The following is a 19,987-nucleotide window of genomic DNA, read 5'->3' as shown; positions in this document are numbered from 1 at the left end:
GATGCTCCAGGCCATCGGACTCACCAGCAGCCCCCACCGCGACCTGCCCCCCGCCGTGGACGATCTGACCTTCGAGGCCCCAGCCGGCGCCGTCACGGCGCTGCTCGGTGCCGAGGGCGCGGGCAAGACCACCGCCCTGCGACTGATGCTCGAACTCGAATCCGGCCGGGGAATCACCTACTTCCGAGGCCGGCCGCTCCACCGCATCGCCCACCCGGCCCGCGAGGTCGGTGTCCTGCTCGGCGACGTGCCCGGACACCCCGCGCGCAGCACCAAGGGGCAACTGCGCATGCTCTGCGCCGCGGCGGGCGTCTCCGCCGCACGCGCCGACGACCTGCTCGACCTGGTCGGTATCGGCGCCCTGCGCGACGAACCCCTCGGCGCACTCTCCCTCGGCATGGACCGCCGACTCGGCCTCGCCGCCGCCCTGTTGGGCGACCCGCACACCCTCGTTCTCGACGAACCCGCCGCAGGTCTCTCGCCCCGCGAGAACGCTTGGCTGCACGGACTGCTGCGGGCGCACGCGGCCCACGGCGGCACCGTTCTCTACACCACCAGTGATCCCAAGGAGGCGGCCCGCACCGCCGATCACGTCGTCACCGTCCACGAAGGCCGTCTCGTCGCCGACCAGGACGTCGCGGACTTCGCCCGGACCCGGCTGCGTCCGCGCGTCGTCGTCCGGACCCCGCACGCCGCCCGCCTCGCCGACGCGGTCAACCGCGAGGCGCGGGCGGACCGCCGCTCGGTCGAGGTCGTCGCCGAGAGCGGCCGGCTCACCGTCTTCGGCAGCGACTGCGCCGAGTTGGGCGAGACGGCCTTCCGGCACGGCATCCTCGTCCACCAACTCGCGGACGAGACCGGAGACACCGGCCCGACACCCCCCGTGACCCCGTCGGCGCCCTCAGTGGCACGACAGGCGCCCTCGCGGTCCGACATCGACCTCCCGCCGCCCCCGCTGCCCACGCGGCCCGTGCGCAGCCCCCTGCGCCCGTTCCGGTACGAGCTGCGCCGCTTCCTCGGCGTACGGACCCCCTGGCTGGTCGCCGCCGCCGTCCTGGTGGCCTCCGTGGCCCTGACCCTGCCGCTCGCCCGCACCGGCAACACCCCGCTGCCCGGCCTCCTCGCGGCCTGGCCCGCGTTCCTGCCGCTGCCGCCCGCAGCCCTGGGCGCCGGTCTGCTCGGGGCGTTCGCCTTCGGCGACGAGCACCGCTATCCCGCGCTCGCCGCGGGACGCGGCACCGTTCCGCGCCGCCTGGGCCTGCTGCTGGCCAAACTCACCGTCACCGCCACGGCGGCCCTGCTGCTCGCCGCTCTCACCGTCGCCGCCGACGGCCAGGCGATGAGACTGGTGTACGGCGCCGGAACGGACGTGGTGCCCCCGGACTGGCCCGCGCGCGTGGTCAGTTGGGCCGGCCTGACCGTCGGCTGCGCCTGGGCGGGTCTGCTCGGCGCCGGCATCTTCCGCGTCACGGGCGCCGGCGTCGCCGCCGTACTGGCCGTACCGGTCGTCGTCGTCCCCCTCGTACAGAAGGGGCTTGCCGTTCCGTCGGCGCGTTCGATCGTCGGACTCCCGAGCAGATTGCGTGAACTGGCCTGGCCGCACTGGCCGGAGGCGGTCGACCGCTGGCTGGTGGCGACCGGTCGGGTTCTCGCCCAGCCCGTCGGGACCGCGCTGGCGCTGTCGTTGTCCGCCCTGCTCTGCGCGTATCTGTTCACCAGCCTTCGCCGCAGGGCCCGTTGGTGATCGCTGAACGACCGGAGCTGTCGTACTGCCCATAACTCCCTGATTGCGCCCACTTCTTTACGATAAGTCGTCAATCGAAGGGCGGGCGCCGATCACCCTTTCGTGTGCTTTTCACCAAAGACCTCAAGGGGCCCGCGAACGGAGCCGACAAAGGATGCGTGAGTACCCTTGCGCACACCATGATGAACGCCGCCCGCGCCGTCGACTCCGGCCTCCCGGCCCCGGGCGGAATCGATCGCTACCCCTACGCGGAGGCGCCCGGCGCCGACCGCATTCCCGCCCCCTCCTGGGACGGCGCGGACAACGAGCTGGGCCGGGTCGGCCGGCGCTCGGCGGGCAGCCGGGGCCGTGGACTGCACGGCCAACTCGTCCAGCAGCTCGGCCAGATGATCGTCTCGGGCGACCTGGGCGCCGACCGGCCGCTCGTACCGGAGGAGATCGGACAGCGCTTCGAGGTCTCCCGCACGGTGGTCCGAGAGTCGCTGCGCGTCCTCGAGGCCAAGGGCCTCGTCAGCGCCCGTCCCAATGTCGGTACCCGGGTCCGGCCGGTCAGCGACTGGAATCTGCTGGACGCCGACATCATCGAATGGCGGGCGTTCGGCCCGCAGCGTGACGACCAGCGCCGCGAGCTGAGCGAGCTGCGCTGGACGATCGAACCCCTCGCCGCGCGGCTCGCCGCCGGCCACGGACGTGAGGACGTCCAGCAGCGGCTGGCCGACATGGTCGAGATCATGGGCCACGCCATCGCCCAGGGCGACGCGATCACGTTCTCGCGCGCCGACGCCGAATTCCACTCGCTGCTGATCCAGCTCGCGGGCAACCGGATGCTGGAGCACCTTTCGGGGATCGTCTCCGCGGCCCTCCAGGTCTCCGGCGGCCCCGTCACCGGCTGTGACCGTCCCACCGACGCGTCGCTGGCGCACCACGCGCGGATCGTCGAGGCCCTGGCGGCCGGCGACGGCCAGGGGGCCGAATCCGCCATGCGGCAGCTTCTGATGGTCCACCCGGAAGTGGAGCGCGTCGTTCCCGCGCCCCGCGAGCACTGAGGGCCCCACAGGGGTACTGAGGGCGAGTCCCGCGGTGCCGAGCAGGAAAGCGAAGGTCAGGACGGACGGGGGCGTACGCGTCACGTGCCGCCGGACCCACGGGCCCGGCGGCACTAACGTGGGATAAGACCCTTCTGGTTGTTTTGTCGTTAATGGGGTGTGACTCGGGCCACGTGGATTGGGCGTAACACTCCACGAGGCAGGGCGATGACCTAAGAGGTGACAGCCGCGGAGGGAATAGCGCCACGAAGGGTGGCGCTGATCCAGCTCCGAGGTCCAGCCCGCGCCGTCGGCACATCCCCAGTCGACGGTCGTCGGCTCCGCCCCGATCCTGGGGGGAGTCGGAAGCCGTTTCCATCGTTCCGAGAGGTTGTTCGTGTCGGCCAGCACATCCCGTACGCTCCCGCCGGAGATCGCCGAGTCCGAGTCTGTGATGGCGCTCATCGAGCGGGGAAAGGCTGATGGGCAGATCGCCGGCGACGACGTGCGTCGGGCCTTCGAGGCTGACCAGATTCCGCCAACCCAGTGGAAGAATGTTCTGCGCAGCCTCAACCAGATCCTCGAGGAAGAGGGTGTGACGCTGATGGTCAGTGCCGCGGAGTCGCCGAAGCGCGCCCGCAAGAGCGTCGCTGCGAAGAGCCCGGCGAAGCGCACCGCCACCAAGACAGTCGCCGCCAAGACCGTTCATACGAGGACGGTCGCGGCCACCGCCGCCCCGGCGGCCGAGACCGCCGAGACTCCCGGCGACGAGACAGCCGCGCCCGCCAAGAAGGCCGCGGCGAAGAAGACCGTGGCCAAGAAGGCGGCGGCGAAGAAGACCGCGGTCAAGAAGGTCGCGGCGAAGAAGACCGCCGGCAAGAAGGACGCCGACGAGGCCGCCGACGGGGAGGAGACGCCCGAGGAGGCCCAGGCCGGCAAGGGCGAGGAGGAGGAGACCGAGGGCGAGAACAAGGGCTTCGTCCTCTCCGACGACGACGAGGACGACGCGCCGGCCCAGCAGGTCGCCGTCGCGGGTGCCACCGCCGACCCGGTCAAGGACTACCTCAAGCAGATCGGCAAGGTCCCGCTCCTCAACGCCGAGCAGGAGGTCGAGCTCGCCAAGCGCATCGAGGCGGGTCTGTTCGCCGAGGACAAGCTGGCGAACGCCGACAAGCTCGCCCCCAAGCTCAAGCGCGAGCTGGAGATCATCGCCGAGGACGGGCGCCGCGCCAAGAACCACCTGCTGGAGGCCAACCTCCGTCTGGTGGTCTCGCTGGCCAAGCGCTACACCGGCCGCGGCATGCTCTTCCTCGACCTGATCCAGGAGGGCAACCTGGGTCTGATCCGCGCGGTCGAGAAGTTCGACTACACCAAGGGCTACAAGTTCTCCACGTACGCCACCTGGTGGATCCGCCAGGCGATCACCCGCGCCATGGCCGACCAGGCCCGCACCATCCGTATCCCGGTGCACATGGTCGAGGTCATCAACAAGCTCGCGCGTGTGCAGCGCCAGATGCTCCAGGACCTGGGCCGTGAGCCCACCCCGGAGGAGCTGGCCAAGGAGCTCGACATGACCCCTGAGAAGGTCATCGAGGTCCAGAAGTACGGTCGCGAGCCGATTTCGCTGCACACCCCGCTGGGCGAGGACGGGGACAGCGAGTTCGGTGACCTCATCGAGGACTCCGAGGCGGTCGTCCCGGCGGACGCGGTCAGCTTCACGCTTCTCCAGGAGCAGCTGCACTCGGTGCTCGACACGCTCTCCGAGCGTGAGGCCGGCGTGGTCTCCATGCGCTTCGGTCTCACCGACGGCCAGCCCAAGACGCTGGACGAGATCGGCAAGGTCTACGGCGTGACGCGTGAGCGCATTCGTCAGATCGAGTCCAAGACCATGTCGAAGCTCCGCCACCCGTCACGTTCGCAGGTTCTGCGCGACTACCTGGACTAGGCCGGTTTCTCCGACGCGGCACAGCCCCTCCTGAGGGCCCGCCATCCCGACCGGGATGCGGGCCCTCAGGCGTTGCGGGGATGCGTTTGTCGGCTCAATGGGTGACTCTGTGTCAGTAGGAGTCACCGGAGAGTCAGGAGCCTGTATGCGTCGCCCTATTGCCCGAGTGCTCACGGGAGGACTGGCCGCGATCGCCGCGGGGGCGGTGCTGCCGCTCGTGTCCCCCGTGCCGGCCGCCGCGGACCGGGTGGTGGTGGGCGGGGAGCCGGCGCCGGCCGCGGAGAGTCCCTGGGTCGTGGCTCTGTCCAGCCGTGAACGTTTCGGGGACACCCGCGCGGGCCAGTTCTGCGGCGGCGTGGTCGTGGCGCCGACGAAGGTGCTCACGGCCGCGCACTGCATGGGCAGGGACGTGCTCGGCGTGAAGCCCGAGGACGTGACGGATCTGCGGGTCATCGCGGGCCGGGAGCTGCTGACCGGGAAGGGCGGCAGGGAGGTCCGGGTGGGTTCCGTGCGGATCGACCCGGCGTACGACCCCGGGACCCATGCCTCGGACCTCGCGGTGCTGACGCTGGCGCAGGCGCTGCCCGCGCGGTACGCCATCCGGCCCGCCGAACGGGGCGGGAAGGCCTCGGCTCCGGGTGCCGCGGCGAAGGTGTACGGCTGGGGCGACACCACCGGCGAGGGCAAATACGCCTCCTCGCTCCGCTCCGCCCCTGTGACGGTCCTGACGGACTCGGAGTGCGTGCGGGCCTACCCCGGGGGCTCAGGGGGCCGCTACGACGCCTCCACGATGCTCTGCGCCGGCGATCCCAAGGGCGGGCACGACGCCTGCCAGGGTGACAGCGGAGGGCCGCTCGTGGCCCGTGGGCGGCTCATCGGGCTGGTCTCGTGGGGGAGCGGCTGCGGGCGGGCCGGGAGTCCGGGGGTCTATACGCGGATCGACTCGGCGGTCGACCAGGTCGCCGGGGCGACCGGGGAGAACCGTACGCGCTGAGGCGCTCAGGCCCGCGCCGCGGGCGGGTACGAGAACGGGCCGCCATCCCGGTTCAGCTGGGGTGGCGGCCCGTCGGCCGGTCCTGGATCGGCCCTTGGCTCGTCGTGGATGCGAGGTGTCAGTGTTCCTCTTCACCGGCGGCGGCCTGCACGGCCGTCAGTCGGTCGGTCTCATCCTGTATTTCCGCGGCGATCTTCTTGAGTTCCGGCTCGAACTTGCGTCCGTGGTGGGCGCAGAAGAGCAGTTCACCACCGCTGGTCAGGACGACGCGCAGATATGCCTGGGCGCCGCAGCGGTCGCAGCGGTCAGCGGCCGTCAGCGGGCTCGCGGGGGTCAGAACAGTAGTCACGTCGCCTCTTCTCTAGCTCGACGAGCTGTCGTACCAGGGTCAACATCCAACCAGGCCGAAAACGTTCCCGCTCTCGGCCTTTCCTCGAAACTTCTTCCCGAGGCGGCTGTCTGCTGCCGGTTGGCGGCGAATGAGCCGTATTGCTTCGCTTTACGGTTTCGCGTTGCTTGTCAGGGTCGATCCTCCCGGCTGGCTTGCCGGTCGTTCATGAGGACGTGCCCGGAGCCTAAATGGTTCATGCCTGGAAGGGAACGTGATGTGTGCTTCACTCCATCGAGCGATCGAACACCCATGCGAGCCTCGGTTAGCATGAGAATTCAATAGGGTGGCGTTACAACGGCTCTACCAGGCCTCTGTACCCTCTGAGCGGCGACCGATGCCGGGCCCTTACCCACTGGGCCAGATTTCAAATTCAGCGAGGAGCGAACCGCGTGACCGCCGAGACGTCCGTGCCGTCCAGTGCGCTGCTGACAGCAGATCGTGACGGTTCCAACTACACCGCGCGGCACCTGCTCGTCCTTGAGGGGCTCGAAGCGGTCCGGAAACGGCCCGGCATGTACATCGGGTCGACCGACAGCCGCGGTCTGATGCACTGCCTCTGGGAAATCATCGACAACTCGGTCGACGAGGCCCTGGGCGGTTACTGCGACCGTATCGACGTCACGCTCCACGAGGACGGCTCGGTCGAGGTCAGGGACAACGGCCGCGGCATCCCCGTCGACGTCGAGCCGAAGACCGGTCTCTCCGGCATCGAGGTCGTGATGACGAAGCTGCACGCGGGCGGCAAGTTCGGCGGCGGCTCGTACGCGGCCTCCGGCGGTCTGCACGGCGTGGGCGCCTCCGTCGTCAACGCGCTCTCCGCCCGGCTGGACATCGAGGTCGACCGCAACAGCGCCACGCACGCGATCAGCTTCCGCCGCGGCGTCCCCGGCATCTTCACGGAATCGGGCCCCGACGCCCCCTTCGACCCGGCGAACGGCCTGCTCAAGGGCAAGCGGGTGCCCAAGACGCGCACCGGCACCCGGACCCGCTACTGGGCCGACCGGCAGATCTTCCTCAAGGACGCCAGGCTGTCGCTGGAGACCCTGCACCAGCGGGCCCGCCAGACCGCCTTCCTCGTCCCCGGCCTGACCATCGTCGTGCGTGACGAGCGGGCGGCCGGCGAGAGCGAGGGCAACGGCACGATCGAGGAGACGTTCCGCTACGACGGCGGGATCAGCGAGTTCTGCGAGTACCTGGCGCAGGACAAGGCCGTCTGCGACGTGCTGCGGCTGACCGGACAGGGCGTCTTCAAGGAGACCGTGCCCGTCCTGGACGACCGCGGTCACATGACGCCCACCGAGGTCACCCGCGAGCTGGGCGTCGACATCGCCCTGCGCTGGGGCACCGGCTACGACACCACGATGCGCTCCTACGTCAACATCATCGCCACCCCCAAGGGCGGCACGCACATGACGGGCTTCGAGCGCGCGGTGACCAAGACCGTCAACGAGGCGCTGCGCTCGGCGAAGCTCCTGCGCGTCGCCGAGGACGACGTCGTCAAGGACGACGCCCTGGAAGGTCTCACGGCCGTGGTGACGGTGCGTCTCGCCGAGCCGCAGTTCGAGGGGCAGACGAAGGAGATCCTGGGGACGTCGGCGGCCAACCGGATCGTCGCGGGCGTCGTCGCCAAGGAGCTCAAGGAGTTCCTGACGTCGACCAAGCGCGACGCCAAGGCGCAGGCGCGCGCCGTGCTGGAGAAGGCCGTCGCCGCCGCCCGTACGCGCATCGCCGCCCGCCAGCACAAGGAGGCCCAGCGCAGGAAGACGGCGCTGGAGACCTCCTCGCTGCCGGCCAAGCTCGCCGACTGCCGCAGCGACGACGTGGAGCGCAGCGAACTGTTCATCGTCGAGGGCGACTCGGCGCTCGGTACGGCCAAGCTCGCCCGGAACAGCGAGTTCCAGGCGCTGCTGCCGATCCGCGGCAAGATCCTCAACGTTCAGAAGTCGTCCGTCTCCGACATGCTGAAGAACGCCGAGTGCGGCGCGATCATCCAGGTCATAGGAGCGGGCTCGGGCCGGACGTTCGACATCGACGCCGCCCGCTACGGCAAGATCGTGCTCCTCGTCGACGCCGATGTCGACGGCGCCCACATCCGCTGTCTGCTGCTGACACTGTTCCAGCGCTACATGCGTCCGATGGTGGAGGCGGGCCGGGTCTTCGCGGCGGTTCCGCCCCTGCACCGGGTGGAGCTGGTGCAGCCCAAGAAGGGCCAGGACAAGTACGTGTACACGTACTCGGACAACGAGCTGCGGCAGACGCTCCTGGAGTTCCAGCGCAAGAACGTGCGCTACAAGGACTCCATCCAGCGCTACAAGGGCCTCGGCGAGATGGACGCCGACCAGCTGGCCGAGACCACGATGGACCCGCGCCACCGCACGCTGCGGCGGATCAACATCGGGGACCTCGAATCGTCCGAGCAGGTCTTCGACCTGCTCATGGGCAACGAGGTCGCGCCGCGCAAGGAGTTCATCACCAGCTCGGCCGCGACGCTGGACCGCGCCAGGATCGACGTCTGATTTCAGGACCACACGGCGCCGGGCTCCACCCACGGGTGGAGCCCGGCGCCGTTTCCGGCTCCCCCCAGGAGGGGATTCGGCGGGGCGCCCGGCTCCGTAGCATTCGAAGCCGAGAGAGAGGGCTTCGCCAATGCCGATCGGCGCGGTGACCGTGTGGCCGAGCAAGGAGGCGCTGACCCGGGTGGGGGTGCCGCGCGTAAGGACGGCGCTGGACTGCCTGCTGGTCGGTGGGCTGGTCTGCTGGCTGGTCGCGACCGCGTACACCGCGGGCGTCTTCCACGGCTGGCGGGCGGTGCTGCCCGTGCTGGGCATGCTCTGCTTCGGGACGGCCGTGGTGTTCCTGCACCGGTGGACCGTCCAGAAGCGGCTGCTTCCCTCGCTGGGGATGTTCCTCGTGATCACGCTCCTGGGAGTCGGCGCGAGCGTCGCGGGGGCCGAGGGCACGGCCGCGCTGCTCTGGATCCTGGGTGGCGCGTTCGCGGTGGAGAGGCTGCCGATCGCACCGGCCCTGGGCGTCTGGGCGGTGCTGTCCGGAGTCCTCGCTCTGGCGAACACCGAGGCGCTCACGGAGGTGGCGATCACGATGGGCGCCGTTCTGCTCGGCGGTTTCACTCTGCGCCTCGACGCCCAGGCGCGCGGGGCCGGGTTCCGGCTGCTGGCGCAGGAGCGCGCCGCGCGGGCGGCCGAGGCCGAGTCGGCAGCGCTGGCCGAGCGGGCCAGGATCGCCCGAGAGATCCACGACGTGCTGGCCCACAGCCTCTCGGCGCAGCTCGTGCATCTGGAGGCTGCGCGCCTCCAGATCGAGGGCGGATACGACCGCGAGCAGGTGCTGCGGCGCGTGGTGGAGGCGCGGAGCATGGCCCGGCAGGGACTGGCGGAGACCCGCCAGGCGCTGTCCGCTCTCCGCGGCCAGCTGGTGCCCGTCGAGGACTATCTGCGGGAGCTGGCGGTCGACGGGGTACGGACCGAGGTCGTGGGGGAGCCGCGACTGCTGCCCACCGAGGCCTCGCAGGCGGTACGGCGCGTCGCTCAGGAGGCGCTGACCAACGCGCGCAAGCACGCTCCGGGGGCGGGAGTGACGATGCGACTGGAGTACGCGCGGGACGCGGTGACCCTGGAGGTACGCGACGAGGGCGCGGACGCGCCGGGCTCCGAACTCGCGGCCTCCGGCTCCGGGTACGGTCTCCTGGGGATGCGGGAGCGCGCCGAACTGCTGGGCGGCACTCTGGAGGCCGGACCCGCGGCCTCTGTTGAAGGCGGCGTCGGCGGAGCCCCGTACGGCTCCGGACCGCCGGACCGGTCCGAGGGGAAGGGCTTCACCGTGCGCCTGCGAGTGCCCGTATGACGGCCCGCGTGATCGTGGCCGACGACCAGGCCGTCGTCCGCGAGGGCATCGTCATGCTGCTCGGGCTGCTGCCCGGCATCGAGGTCGTCGGCGCCGCGAAGGACGGCGAGGAGGCGGTGGCCCTCGTCGGTGAACTCGCCCCGGACGTCGTGCTGATGGACCTCCGCATGCCGCGCTGCGACGGGGTCGAGGCGACCCGCCGGATCCGCGAGCGGTATCCGGCGACCCAGGTCGTGGTGCTCACCACCTACGCCGACGACGACTCGCTGTTCCCCGCCCTCCGGGCGGGCGCGCGCGGCTATCTGACCAAGGACGCGGGCGGCGACGAGATCGTCCGGGCCGTCCAGGACGTCATGGCGGGGGACGCCGGGCTCGCCCCCACCGTGCAGCGGCGGTTGCTGGAACGGGTCAGCGCGGTCGCCCCCGTACCGGCGCGCGAGTCGCCGCCCGACGGGCTCACCGCCCGTGAGGCCGAGGTGCTGTCCCTGGTCGCCGAGGGGTTCTACAACCACGAGATCGCCGGGCGGCTGCACATCGGGGCGGCCACCGTGAAGACCCACATCAACAACATCTTCGCCAAGGCCGGGGTGCGCGACCGGGCGCAGGCGGTGCGCTACGCCTATCAGCACGGGCTCATCCGGCCACCCGGGACAAACATCACCTGATGGGGTGAAGTCGAGCGGAGAAGAGTCCGGGATCTTCCCATTCCGCCCATCCTTGGGGCGCGGCCGAAACGGCCCGCTGACAAGGAGAGTTGACCGGTGGAGAAGCAGGAGGGGCGCGGCGCCGCGACAGTGCGGACCGACGACCCCTGGTACGACGCGCCGGCCTCGGGCTGGGGCGAACTGGACGGTACGGGCACGCCGACGACGCCCGTCGCACCCGCACCGACGCCCGCCACGCGCACGGTTCACGCCGCCGGCGGGGCCGATGGAGCCCACGCGGCGGCGGAGCACGGGCTGGGCGCGGCGGACATCTATCTGGAGGTCCAGCGCAGCGCCGCCTTCCAGGAGGTACGGGGCCGCTACCGCCGGTTCGTCTTCCCGGCCACCCTCGCATTCCTGATCTGGTACCTGGCGTATGTCGTCGCCGCGACCACGGCGCCGGATCTGATGGCGCGCCCGGTGGCGGGGGCCGTGAACGTGGCGATGGTCGCGGGGCTCGGCCAGTTCCTCAGCACCTTCCTGCTGACCTGGGCGTACTCGCGCCATGCCCGGCTGCACCGGGACCGGGACGCGCTCGATCTGCGCTGGAGCGTCTTCGACCTCACGAGGTCGCGACAGCTCGGGACGGCGTGGGAGTCCGAGGCCGCGCGGGAGTCCGGGACCGCACGGGCAGGGGAGCGGCGGCGATGAGCGGCGACCACCAGACCCTGGCGCTGGTGCTGTTCAGCGCGTTCGTCGCGGTCACCCTCGGCATCACCACCTGGGTGAGCCGCGACCGGCACGGCTCGGCGGAGGAGTTCTACACCGGCGGACGGCTCTTCTCGCCCATGGAGAACGGTTTCGCCATCGCCGGCGACTACATGTCGGCCGCCTCCTTCCTCGGTATCTCCGGCCTCATCGCCCTCTTCGGCTACGACGGGATGCTCTACTCCGTCGGCTTCCTCGTCGCCTGGCTCGTCGTCCTGCTGCTGGTGGCCGAACTCGTCCGTAACTGCGGCCGGTTCACCCTCGCCGACGTCGTCGCCACCCGGATGCGTGAGCGCCCCGTCAGGATCGCGGCGGGCACCTCCTCCGTCGCCGTTTCCGTTCTCTATCTGGTGGCGCAGATGGTCGGGGCGGGCAGTCTGGTCGCGCTGCTGCTGGGAGGTACGAGCGAGGCGGCGCGCGCGTGGACGGTGATCGGCGTGGGCGCGCTGATGGTCGTCTATGTGACGCTCGGCGGGATGCGGGCCACCACCTGGATCCAGATCGTCAAGGCCGTGCTGCTGATGGCCGGCACGGTCGCGCTGACCGTGCTCGTACTGGTCCGTTTCCACGGCGACTTCAACGCGCTGCTCACCACCGCGGCCGAACGCAGCGGCCATGGCAAGGAGTTCCTCAACCCGGGTCTCGCCTACGGCGGGGGCTGGACCGCGCGGTTCGACTTCATCAGCCTGGGGCTCGCCCTGGTGCTCGGCACGGCCGGACTGCCCCACATCCTGTCCCGCTTCTACACCGTGCCGACCGCTCGCGCCGCCCGCCGGTCGGTCGTCTGGTCCATCGGGCTCATCGGAAGCTTCTATCTGATGACGATCGTGCTCGGCTTCGGTGCCGCCGCCGTGGTCGGCACCGCCGAGGTGCGCGAGTCGAGCGCGGCGGGGAACACGGCGGTGCCGCTGCTCGCCCTGGACCTCGGCGGCGGCGCGGGTTCCACCGGCGGCACGGTTCTCTTCGCCGTGGTCGCCGCCATCGCCTTCGCGACGATCCTCGCCGTCGTCGCCGGTATCACCCTCGCCTCGTCGGCCTCCGTCGCGCACGACCTCTACGCCTCCCTGAAGAAGCCGCGAGCCGAACCCCACTCGGAAACCCGCTCCCGCTCCCGCGCCGAGCCGCGCAGCGAGGTCGCCGTCGCCCGGTTCGCGGCGGCCGGTATCGGCGCCGTCGCCATCGCGCTCGGGCTGCTCGCCCGCGACCTCAACGTCGCCTTCCTGGTAGGTCTCGCGTTCGCCGTCGCCGCCTCCGCCAATCTGCCGGTGCTGCTCTACTCGCTGTTCTGGCGGAACTTCACCACGCGCGGAGCGGTCTGGTCGGTGTACGGCGGGCTGGTGCCGGCCGTGCTGCTGGTGGTGCTCTCACCCGTCGTCTCCGGGAGCCCGGAGGCGATCTTCCCGGGCGTCGACTTCCATGTCTTCCCGCTCCAGAACCCGGGCCTGGTCTCGATCCCGCTCGGTTTCCTGGCGGGCTGGATCGGCACGGTCCTCTTCCCGGAACCCGCGGACGAGGCCAAGCACGCGGAGTCCGAGGTGCGTTCACTCACCGGAGCGGGCGCGGTCTGAGCGGCCGCGCTCCGGACATGACCCGGACGTGAGCCGGTTCAGCCGCTCGTCGCCCAGGCGTACCGGTGCTCCGGACGGCCCGTCTCGCCGTACCGGAGGCTGAGCCGTACCCGCCCCGCCCGCTCCAGCAGTTTGAGATACCGCTGCGCCGTCTGCCGGCTCATCCCGGCGCTCTCGGCGATCTCGTGCGCGGACAGCGGCCCTTCGGCGCCGAGCAGCACCTGGCGCACCACCTCGGCGGTGCTCGGCGAGTGCCCCTTGGGCAGCTCTGGCGTGGCGGATGCCGACAGCGCGCCGAACATCCGGTCCACATCGGCCTGTTCGGCCTCGCCGCCGCTCTCCAGCGTGCGGCGCAGCGTCGCGTACGCCTCCAGCTTGGTGCGCAGCCCGGCGAAGTTGAACGGTTTGACCAGGTACTGGAGCGCCCCGTGGCGCATCGCCGACTGGACGGTGGCGACGTCGCGCGCGGCGGTCACCATGATCACGTCGGTCCGGTGGCCGAGCCCGCGCAGTTCCCGCACCACCGAGAGCCCGTCGCGGTCGGGCAGATAGTGGTCGAGAAGGATCAGGTCGACGGGCCGCTCGGCGAGCCGGGTGAGTGCCTCCGTCCCCGAGTGCGCCTTGGCGACGACCCGGAATCCGGCCACCTTCGCCACATAGGCGGTGTTGATGTCGGCGACCCGGATGTCGTCGTCCACGACCAGTACGTCGATCATCGTGTCTCCCCTCTGGTGACGGGCTCTGCCGGATCGCGGACGAGACCGTCCGGTGGCGCCGCGTCCCGCGTGACGCGCTCCGTCTCGGCGAGTGCCTCGGGCAGGACGACGGTGAACTCCGCGCCCCCGTCGGCGGATTCGGTGACGGAGGCGCTGCCGCCCTGGCGCTCGGCGAGCCTGCGCACCATGGCGAGGCCGAGCCCGCGTCGGCCGTGGGTGGGCAGTTCCTTCGTCGTCCAGCCTTCCGTGAAGACCAGTTCGCGCTGCTGCGGCGGGACGCCGGGGCCGCTGTCGGAGATCCGCAGGACGACCGTACGGCCCTCGGCCCGTACCTCCACCTCGATGCGCGGGTCCTCGGAGCCGGCCGCCGCGTCCAGCGCGTTGTCCACGAGATTGCCCAGCACCGTGACCAGACCCTGCGGGTCGACGAGCCGGTCGGGCAGCAGGGTGGCCGGTGAGATGCGCAGCGAGACGCCACGCTCGGCGGCGACGGTGGCCTTGCCGACCAGCAGGGCGGCCGGCAGCGGGTCGTGGATCCGCTCGGTGACCTGCTCGGCGGTGGCCCGGTGCACACCGACGACCTCGGTCACGAACTCCACGGCCTCGTCGTGCATCTCCAGTTCCAGCAGGCCCATCAGTGTGTGCATCCGGTTGGCGTGCTCGTGGTCCTGGGCACGCAGTGCGTCGATCAGACCGCGGGTGGCGTCCAGTTCACGGCCGAGCTGTTCCAGTTCCGTACGGTCACGGAGTGTGGCGACCGCGCCGCCGTCGTCGGTCGGCATCCGGTTGGCGATGAGCACGCGGGCGCCGCTCACGGTGAGCAGGTCGTCGCCCTCCACCCGGCCGGCCAGTACGTCGGTGGTACGGCCCGGTCCCAGCACCACGTCGAGCGGTTGTCCGGTGGCCTCGGGCCCGAGCCCGAGCAGCCGCTGCGCCTCGTCGTTCATCAGCCGGATCCGCCCCGTCCCGTCGAGTGCGATCACTCCCTCGCGCAGGCTGTGCAGCATGGCCTCGCGCTCCGCGAGCAGCGCCGAGATGTCGGAGAAGGCCAGGTCATGGGTCTGGCGCTGAAGGCGTCTGGAGATCAGATAGGCGGCCAGCGCGCCGACGGCCAGGGCGCCGCCCGCGTACGCGAGCAGTCCGGGGATCGTCGCGAGCAGACGTTCGCGGACGCTGTCGTACGCGATGCCCACCGACACGGCGCCGATGATCCTCCCCGATTCGTCGCGCAGCGGGACCTTGCCGCGCGCCGAGCGGCCGAGGGTGCCGCTGTCTATCTCCATGATGTCGTGGCCGGCTATCGCCTCGCTGGGATCGGTGGAGACGACCTTGCCGATCTGGCCGGTGTCGGTGTGTGACCAGCGGACCCCGCGTCTGTCCATGATCACGACGTACTCGGCGCCGGTGGCCCGTCTGATGCGTTCGGCCTCCGCCTGCACCGGTCCGTCCACCGAGGGCCGCGACGCCAGCAGCGCGTCCGCCACCGGCTCGGACGCCGTCGTCTCGGCGATCGCGAGTGCCCGGCGCATCGCCTGGTCGTCGAGCTGGTCGCTCAGCGGCCGCAGGAACAGGCCGGTGGCGAGCACGGCGGTGCCCGCGGCGATGGCCAGCTGCATCAGCAGCACCTGGGAGAAGACGCGCTGTGGCCAGCCCAATCGCCGTCGTCGCGGTGGGGTCGTCGGTCCGGCGTTCATGTGTAGGAACGGTAGACGGCGCAGGTGCCTTTCTGAAATTTCCAGATTTACGCAAATGACTTACGTGATTTGCGACCCGCTTGCGGTGCGCTGAAAGTTCGCTGGAAAGCTGACGGATAGGGGCTGGTGGGTCCGGCTTGGGTGTTTTCGAGCCAGAGAACGGCCGACTTGGTTCTGTCGCACCGGTGGACGCTCTCGCATTTCTCTGCAACTCTCTGACCGCACAACGCAAAAGATCCTGCTCCGCAGTGCAGAAACGCTAGTCGCACCAGCCAGGTGGCACCAGCCATGCAGACAGAGCCGCGCCTCGCCGCGCCCCGGCGCCGAGGCCGAAGATCGGGGATACATGAGATCTCACCGATGGAGATGGCGGGCGATCTCCGCCGCCGTCATCACCAGTCTCCTGATGGTCGGCGTGCCGTCGCTCACCGCTTCGGCGGCGGACGGCCCCAACATCGCCGCGGGCGCCACCGCGGCGGCGAGCAGCGCGAAAAGCGACCACTCCGCCCGGATGGTCGCCGACGGTAATCGGTCGACGTACTGGCAGGGCTCCGGCAAGAGCCTCCCCCAGTGGGTCCAGACCGATCTGGGCTCCGCCGCCCGGATCGACCAGGTGACGCTGAAGCTCCCCGCGGACTGGGAGACCAGACGGCAGACCCTCGCCGTCCAGGGCAGCGCGGACGGCACCAGCTTCTCGACTCTGAAGACCTCCGCCTCGTACACCTTCAGTCCGGGCGAGGCCAACGAGGTCGACATCTCGTTCCCCGCCACCCGGACGCGATATGTCCGGGTGAACATCACGAAGAACTCCGTCGCCTCCGCGGGCCAGCTCGCCGAGCTCCAGGTTCACAAGGCCGCCGCGGCGTCGGTGAACCTCGCCGCGGGCCGGACGCTCACCGAGAGCAGCCACACCGAGGTGTACGCGGCGGCCAACGCCAACGACGGCAACAAGGCCAGCTACTGGGAGAGCCGTAACGGCGCCCTCCCGCAGTGGCTCCAGGCCGACCTCGGCTCGTCCGTGGGCGTCAACAGCGTCGTACTGAAACTCCCCGACGGCTGGGGCGCCAGAAGCCAGACGCTCAAGCTCCAGGGCAGCACCAACGGCACGGCCTTCACCGACCTGACCGCGTCCAAGGCGTACCAATTCGCGCCCGGGTCCGGCAACACGGTGACGATCCCCTTCGACGCCACCACCACGCGCTACGTACGGGTGCTGGTCACGGCCAACTCCGGGCAGCCCGCCGCCCAGGTGTCCGAGCTGGAGATCTACGGTCCCGAGACGGGTGACACCCAGGCCCCGACCGCGCCCACCGAGCTGGCGTTCACCGAGCCCGCCTCCGGTCAGATCAAGCTGACCTGGGAGGCGTCGACCGACAACACGGCGGTCACCGGCTACGACATCTACGCCGACAACGTGCTGCGCACCAGCGTCGCCGGGAACGTCACCACCTTCACCGACACCCAGCCCGGCAACGCCGAGGTCTCGTACTACGTACGGGCCAAGGACGCGGCGGGCAACACGTCGGGCAACAGCAACACGGTCACCCGTAAGCCGGCCGGCGGCGACACCCAGGCGCCGACCGCGCCCACCGGTCTCGCCCACACCTCGCCCTCGCCGACCCAGGTCAAGCTCACCTGGCAGGCGTCCAGCGACAACACGGCGGTCACCGGTTACGAGATCTACGCCAACAACGTGCTGCGCGACACCGTCGCGGGCAACGTCCTGACCTTCACCGACACCCAGCCAGCCAGCACGACGGTCTCGTACTTCGTACGGGCCAAGGACGCGGCGGGCAACCGGTCGGGCAACAGCAACACGGTGACACGCACCGGCAGCAGCGGCTCGGTCTCCAACCTGGCCGTCGGCAAGCCGATCAGCGCCTCCTCCGTGGTCCACACGTTCGTCGCGGCCAACGCCAACGACAACTCGACGTCGACCTACTGGGAAGGCGCCGGGGGCAGTTACCCCAACACGCTGACCGTGAAGCTGGGCGCCAACGCCTCCACCGAGAGCGTCGTCGTCAAGCTCAACCCGGACAGCAGCTGGGGACCGCGTACCCAGAACATCCAGGTGCTGGGCCGCGAGCAGAACGCCACGGCCTTCACGAGCCTGGCCGCCGCGAAGGACTACGCGTTCAGCCCGGCCTCCGGGAACCAGGTGACCATCCCGGTCTCCGGGAACGTCGCGGACGTCCAGCTCAGGTTCACCTCCAACACCGGTTCCGGCGCGGGCCAGGTCGCCGAGTTCCAGGTGCTCGGCGAGCCGGCACCCAACCCGGACCTCCAGGTCACGGCGGTGACCGCGGCCCCCGCCGAGCCGGTCGAGTCGAACCCGATCACCCTGACGGCGACGGTGCGCAACAACGGCACGGTCGCCGCGGCGGCGAGTTCGCTGGAATTCCGGCTCGGTGACTCCAAGGTCGGCACGGCGGCGGTGGGCACCCTCGCCCCCGGCGCGTCGGCCAATGTCAGCGCGGCCATCGGACCGCGCGACGCGGGCTCCTACGAACTCAGCGCGGTCGCCGACGTGGCGGACGCGGTGATCGAGCAGAACGAGACCAACAACACCTACACCGCCTCGGCCCCTCTGGTGGTGAAGCCGGTCTCCAGCTCCGACCTGGTCGCGACGCTCGGCTCCTCTCCGTCCGCCCCGGCGGCCGGTGACACGGTCAACTTCTCCGTCTCGGTGAAGAACCAGGGCACCGTCGCCTCCGCGGGCGGCAGCCACGGCATCACCCTGACCGTGCTCAACTCCGAGGGCGCCACGGTGAAGACCCTCACCGGCGCGCACACCGGGGTCATCGCGGCGGGCGCCACCACGGCGCCGGTATCGCTCGGCACCTGGACCGCCGCCAACGGCTCGTACACCGTGAAGGTCGTCCTCGCCGACGACGCCAACGAAGTGCCGGTCAAGCGCGAGAACAACACCAGCACCCAGTCGCTGTTCGTCGGCCGCGGCGCCAACATGCCGTTCGACATGTACGAGGCCGAGGACGGCACCACCGGCGGCGGCGCGACGAAGGTCGGTCCCAACAGGACCGTCGGCGACATCGCGGGCGAGGCATCGGGCCGCAGGGCCGTCAACCTCGACGCCAACGGCGAGTACGTCGAGTTCACCACCCGGGCCAGCACCAACACCCTGGTGACCCGCTTCTCCATCCCCGACTCCGCGGGCGGCGGGGGCATCAACTCCACGCTCAACGTCTACGTGGACGGCGTCTTCCTCAAGGCGATCGACCTCACGTCGAAGTACGCCTGGCTGTACGGCGCCGAGGCGGGACCGGGCAACTCCCCGGGCCAGGGCGCGCCCCGTCACATCTACGACGAGGCGAACGTGATGCTGGGCAAGACCGTCCCGGCCGGCAGCAAGATCAAGCTCCAGAAGGACGCTGCCAACAACACCACCTACGCGATCGACTTCATCAACCTGGAGCAGGTCGCACCGACCGCCAACCCGGACCCCGCCACCTACACGGTCCCGGCCGGGTTCACCCACCAGGACGTGCAGAACGCCCTGGATCGGGTCCGGATGGACAACACCGGCACCCTGAAGGGCGTCTACCTGCCCGCCGGTGACTACCAGACGGCCAGCAAGTTCCAGGTGTACGGCAAGCCCGTACAGGTGGTCGGCGCCGGTCCCTGGTACACCAAGTTCCACGCACCGTCGACGCAGGACAACACCGACATCGGCTTCCGGGCCGAGGCCGCCGCCGCGGGTTCGTCGTTCAAGAACTTCGCGTACTTCGGCAACTACACCTCGCGCATCGACGGTCCGGGCAAGGTGTTCGACTTCTCGAACGTGCGTGACATCGAGATCGACAACATCTGGAACGAGCACATGGTGTGCCTCTACTGGGGCGCGAACACCGACGACATGACCATCAAGAACTCCCGTATCCGCAACATGTTCGCCGACGGCATCAACATGACCAACGGCAGCACCGGCAACCTCGTGACCAACAACGAGGCGCGGGCCACAGGAGACGACAGCTTCGCGCTGTTCTCGGCGATCGACGCCGGCGGCGCGGACATGAAGGACAACGTCTACGAGAACCTGACGTCGATCCTGACCTGGCGCGCGGCGGGTGTGGCCGTCTACGGCGGCTTCAACAACACCTTCCGCAACATCCATATCGCGGACACGCTCGTGTACTCGGGCATCACAGTCAGCTCGCTGGACTTCGGCTATCCGATGAACGGCTTCGGGACCGAGCCCACGACGATCGAGAACGTGTCGATCGTGAGAGCCGGAGGCCATTTCTGGGGCGCGCAGACGTTCCCCGGCATCTGGCTGTTCTCCGCGTCCAAGGTGTTCCAGGGCATCCGGATCAACAACGTGGACATCGTCGACCCGACGTACAGCGGGGTCATGTTCCAGACCAACTACGTGGGAGGACAACCGCAGTTCCCGATCAAGGACACGATCCTCAGCGACATCTCGATCACCGGTGCGAAGAAGAGCGGTGACGCCTACGATGCCAAGTCCGGCTTCGGGCTGTGGGCGAACGAGCTGCCGGAGGCGGGGCAGGGTCCCGCGGTCGGTGAGGTCACCTTCAACGGTCTGAGGATGAGCGGCAACGCTCTGGACGTGAAGAACACCACGCCCAACTTCAAGATCCATATCAACCCGTAGAGGC

General features: G+C 70.1%; 13 protein-coding genes. 10 read left to right on the top strand and 3 right to left on the bottom strand.

Annotated features, from left to right (window positions below; all coding sequences use genetic code 11):
- Window position 1: 1 nt before the first annotated feature.
- The 4 genes from ACFWHU_RS04420 to ACFWHU_RS04405 all read left to right on the top strand — a co-directional run bounded on the left by ACFWHU_RS04420 (window position 2) and on the right by ACFWHU_RS04405 (window position 5,708).
- Complete coding sequence (locus tag ACFWHU_RS04420) at window positions 2-1,744, top strand: ATP-binding cassette domain-containing protein (RefSeq protein WP_387223846.1); 1,743 nt, start codon at window positions 2-4, stop codon at window positions 1,742-1,744.
- Between the two features lie 158 nt (window positions 1,745-1,902).
- Window positions 1,903-2,790: a FadR/GntR family transcriptional regulator gene (locus tag ACFWHU_RS04415; RefSeq protein WP_385800896.1), complete on the top strand. Its 888-nt coding sequence runs from the start codon at window positions 1,903-1,905 to the stop codon at window positions 2,788-2,790.
- Window positions 2,791-3,166: 376 nt separating this feature from the next.
- On the top strand, window positions 3,167-4,714 hold the full coding sequence (locus ACFWHU_RS04410; protein WP_385800898.1) for an RNA polymerase sigma factor: 1,548 nt from the start codon (window positions 3,167-3,169) through the stop codon (window positions 4,712-4,714).
- 145 nt (window positions 4,715-4,859) lie between these two features.
- Window positions 4,860-5,708, top strand: a complete 849-nt coding sequence (locus tag ACFWHU_RS04405; protein WP_387223844.1) for a serine protease — start codon at window positions 4,860-4,862, stop codon at window positions 5,706-5,708.
- A 118-nt stretch (window positions 5,709-5,826) separates the two neighbouring features.
- Here the strand turns inward: ACFWHU_RS04405 and ACFWHU_RS04400 are convergent, their stop codons facing one another.
- On the bottom strand, window positions 5,827-6,057 hold the full coding sequence (locus ACFWHU_RS04400) for a hypothetical protein (protein ID WP_023538184.1): 231 nt from the start codon (window positions 6,055-6,057) through the stop codon (window positions 5,827-5,829).
- A gap of 431 nt (window positions 6,058-6,488) precedes the next feature.
- Between ACFWHU_RS04400 and ACFWHU_RS04395 the strand changes: the two genes are divergently transcribed.
- From ACFWHU_RS04395 to ACFWHU_RS04375, 5 genes are all read left to right on the top strand, one after another.
- A complete protein-coding gene (locus tag ACFWHU_RS04395; protein ID WP_385800903.1) occupies window positions 6,489-8,615 on the top strand; it encodes a type IIA DNA topoisomerase subunit B in 2,127 nt (708 codons plus the stop codon).
- Window positions 8,616-8,745: 130 nt separating this feature from the next.
- Complete coding sequence (locus tag ACFWHU_RS04390; protein ID WP_385798231.1) at window positions 8,746-9,960, top strand: sensor histidine kinase; 1,215 nt, start codon at window positions 8,746-8,748, stop codon at window positions 9,958-9,960.
- Window positions 9,957-10,625: a response regulator gene (locus ACFWHU_RS04385; protein WP_387223841.1), complete on the top strand. Its 669-nt coding sequence runs from the start codon at window positions 9,957-9,959 to the stop codon at window positions 10,623-10,625. Before ACFWHU_RS04390 ends, ACFWHU_RS04385 begins: the two co-directional genes overlap by 4 nt.
- Window positions 10,626-10,721: 96 nt before the next feature.
- The gene (locus ACFWHU_RS04380) at window positions 10,722-11,315 is read left to right on the top strand and encodes a DUF485 domain-containing protein (protein ID WP_387223839.1); all 594 of its coding nucleotides are present in this window, start codon (window positions 10,722-10,724) and stop codon (window positions 11,313-11,315) included.
- Complete coding sequence (locus ACFWHU_RS04375; protein WP_387223837.1) at window positions 11,312-12,940, top strand: cation acetate symporter; 1,629 nt, start codon at window positions 11,312-11,314, stop codon at window positions 12,938-12,940. The genes ACFWHU_RS04380 and ACFWHU_RS04375 overlap by 4 nt, the downstream gene beginning before the upstream one ends.
- Before the next feature lie 38 nt (window positions 12,941-12,978).
- On the opposite strand, the gene ACFWHU_RS04370 is transcribed toward ACFWHU_RS04375, so the two are convergent.
- Both ACFWHU_RS04370 and ACFWHU_RS04365 read right to left on the bottom strand, forming a co-directional pair.
- Window positions 12,979-13,656, bottom strand: coding sequence for a response regulator (locus tag ACFWHU_RS04370; protein ID WP_078074684.1), 678 nt, complete (start codon window positions 13,654-13,656; stop codon window positions 12,979-12,981).
- Window positions 13,653-15,350, bottom strand: a complete 1,698-nt coding sequence (locus ACFWHU_RS04365; RefSeq protein ID WP_387223834.1) for an ATP-binding protein — start codon at window positions 15,348-15,350, stop codon at window positions 13,653-13,655. Before ACFWHU_RS04365 ends, ACFWHU_RS04370 begins: the two co-directional genes overlap by 4 nt.
- A gap of 346 nt (window positions 15,351-15,696) precedes the next feature.
- Between ACFWHU_RS04365 and ACFWHU_RS04360 the strand changes: the two genes are divergently transcribed.
- The gene (locus ACFWHU_RS04360) at window positions 15,697-19,983 is read left to right on the top strand and encodes a discoidin domain-containing protein (RefSeq protein ID WP_387223832.1); all 4,287 of its coding nucleotides are present in this window, start codon (window positions 15,697-15,699) and stop codon (window positions 19,981-19,983) included.
- Window positions 19,984-19,987 lie beyond the last annotated feature (4 nt).

This window comes from Streptomyces sp. NPDC060366 (genome assembly GCF_042725135.1).
Classification (GTDB): domain Bacteria; phylum Actinomycetota; class Actinomycetes; order Streptomycetales; family Streptomycetaceae; genus Streptomyces.
Note: the sequence above shows the minus strand (reverse complement) of the source record. Positions and strands in the feature narration are given on the sequence as shown.

Excerpts from the sequence above, each read along its gene's own strand:
- ACFWHU_RS04390 (WP_385798231.1), top strand. The coding sequence starts at position 8,746 with ATGCCGATCGGCGCGGTGACCGTGTGGCCGAGCAAGGAGGCGCTGACC.
- ACFWHU_RS04405 (WP_387223844.1), top strand. The coding sequence starts at position 4,860 with ATGCGTCGCCCTATTGCCCGAGTGCTCACGGGAGGACTGGCCGCGATC.
- ACFWHU_RS04360 (WP_387223832.1), top strand. The coding sequence starts at position 15,697 with ATGAGATCTCACCGATGGAGATGGCGGGCGATCTCCGCCGCCGTCATC.
- ACFWHU_RS04370 (WP_078074684.1), bottom strand. The coding sequence starts at position 13,656 with ATGATCGACGTACTGGTCGTGGACGACGACATCCGGGTCGCCGACATC.
- ACFWHU_RS04385 (WP_387223841.1), top strand. The coding sequence starts at position 9,957 with ATGACGGCCCGCGTGATCGTGGCCGACGACCAGGCCGTCGTCCGCGAG.
- ACFWHU_RS04420 (WP_387223846.1), top strand. The coding sequence starts at position 2 with ATGCTCCAGGCCATCGGACTCACCAGCAGCCCCCACCGCGACCTGCCC.
- ACFWHU_RS04365 (WP_387223834.1), bottom strand. The coding sequence starts at position 15,350 with ATGAACGCCGGACCGACGACCCCACCGCGACGACGGCGATTGGGCTGG.
- ACFWHU_RS04375 (WP_387223837.1), top strand. The coding sequence starts at position 11,312 with ATGAGCGGCGACCACCAGACCCTGGCGCTGGTGCTGTTCAGCGCGTTC.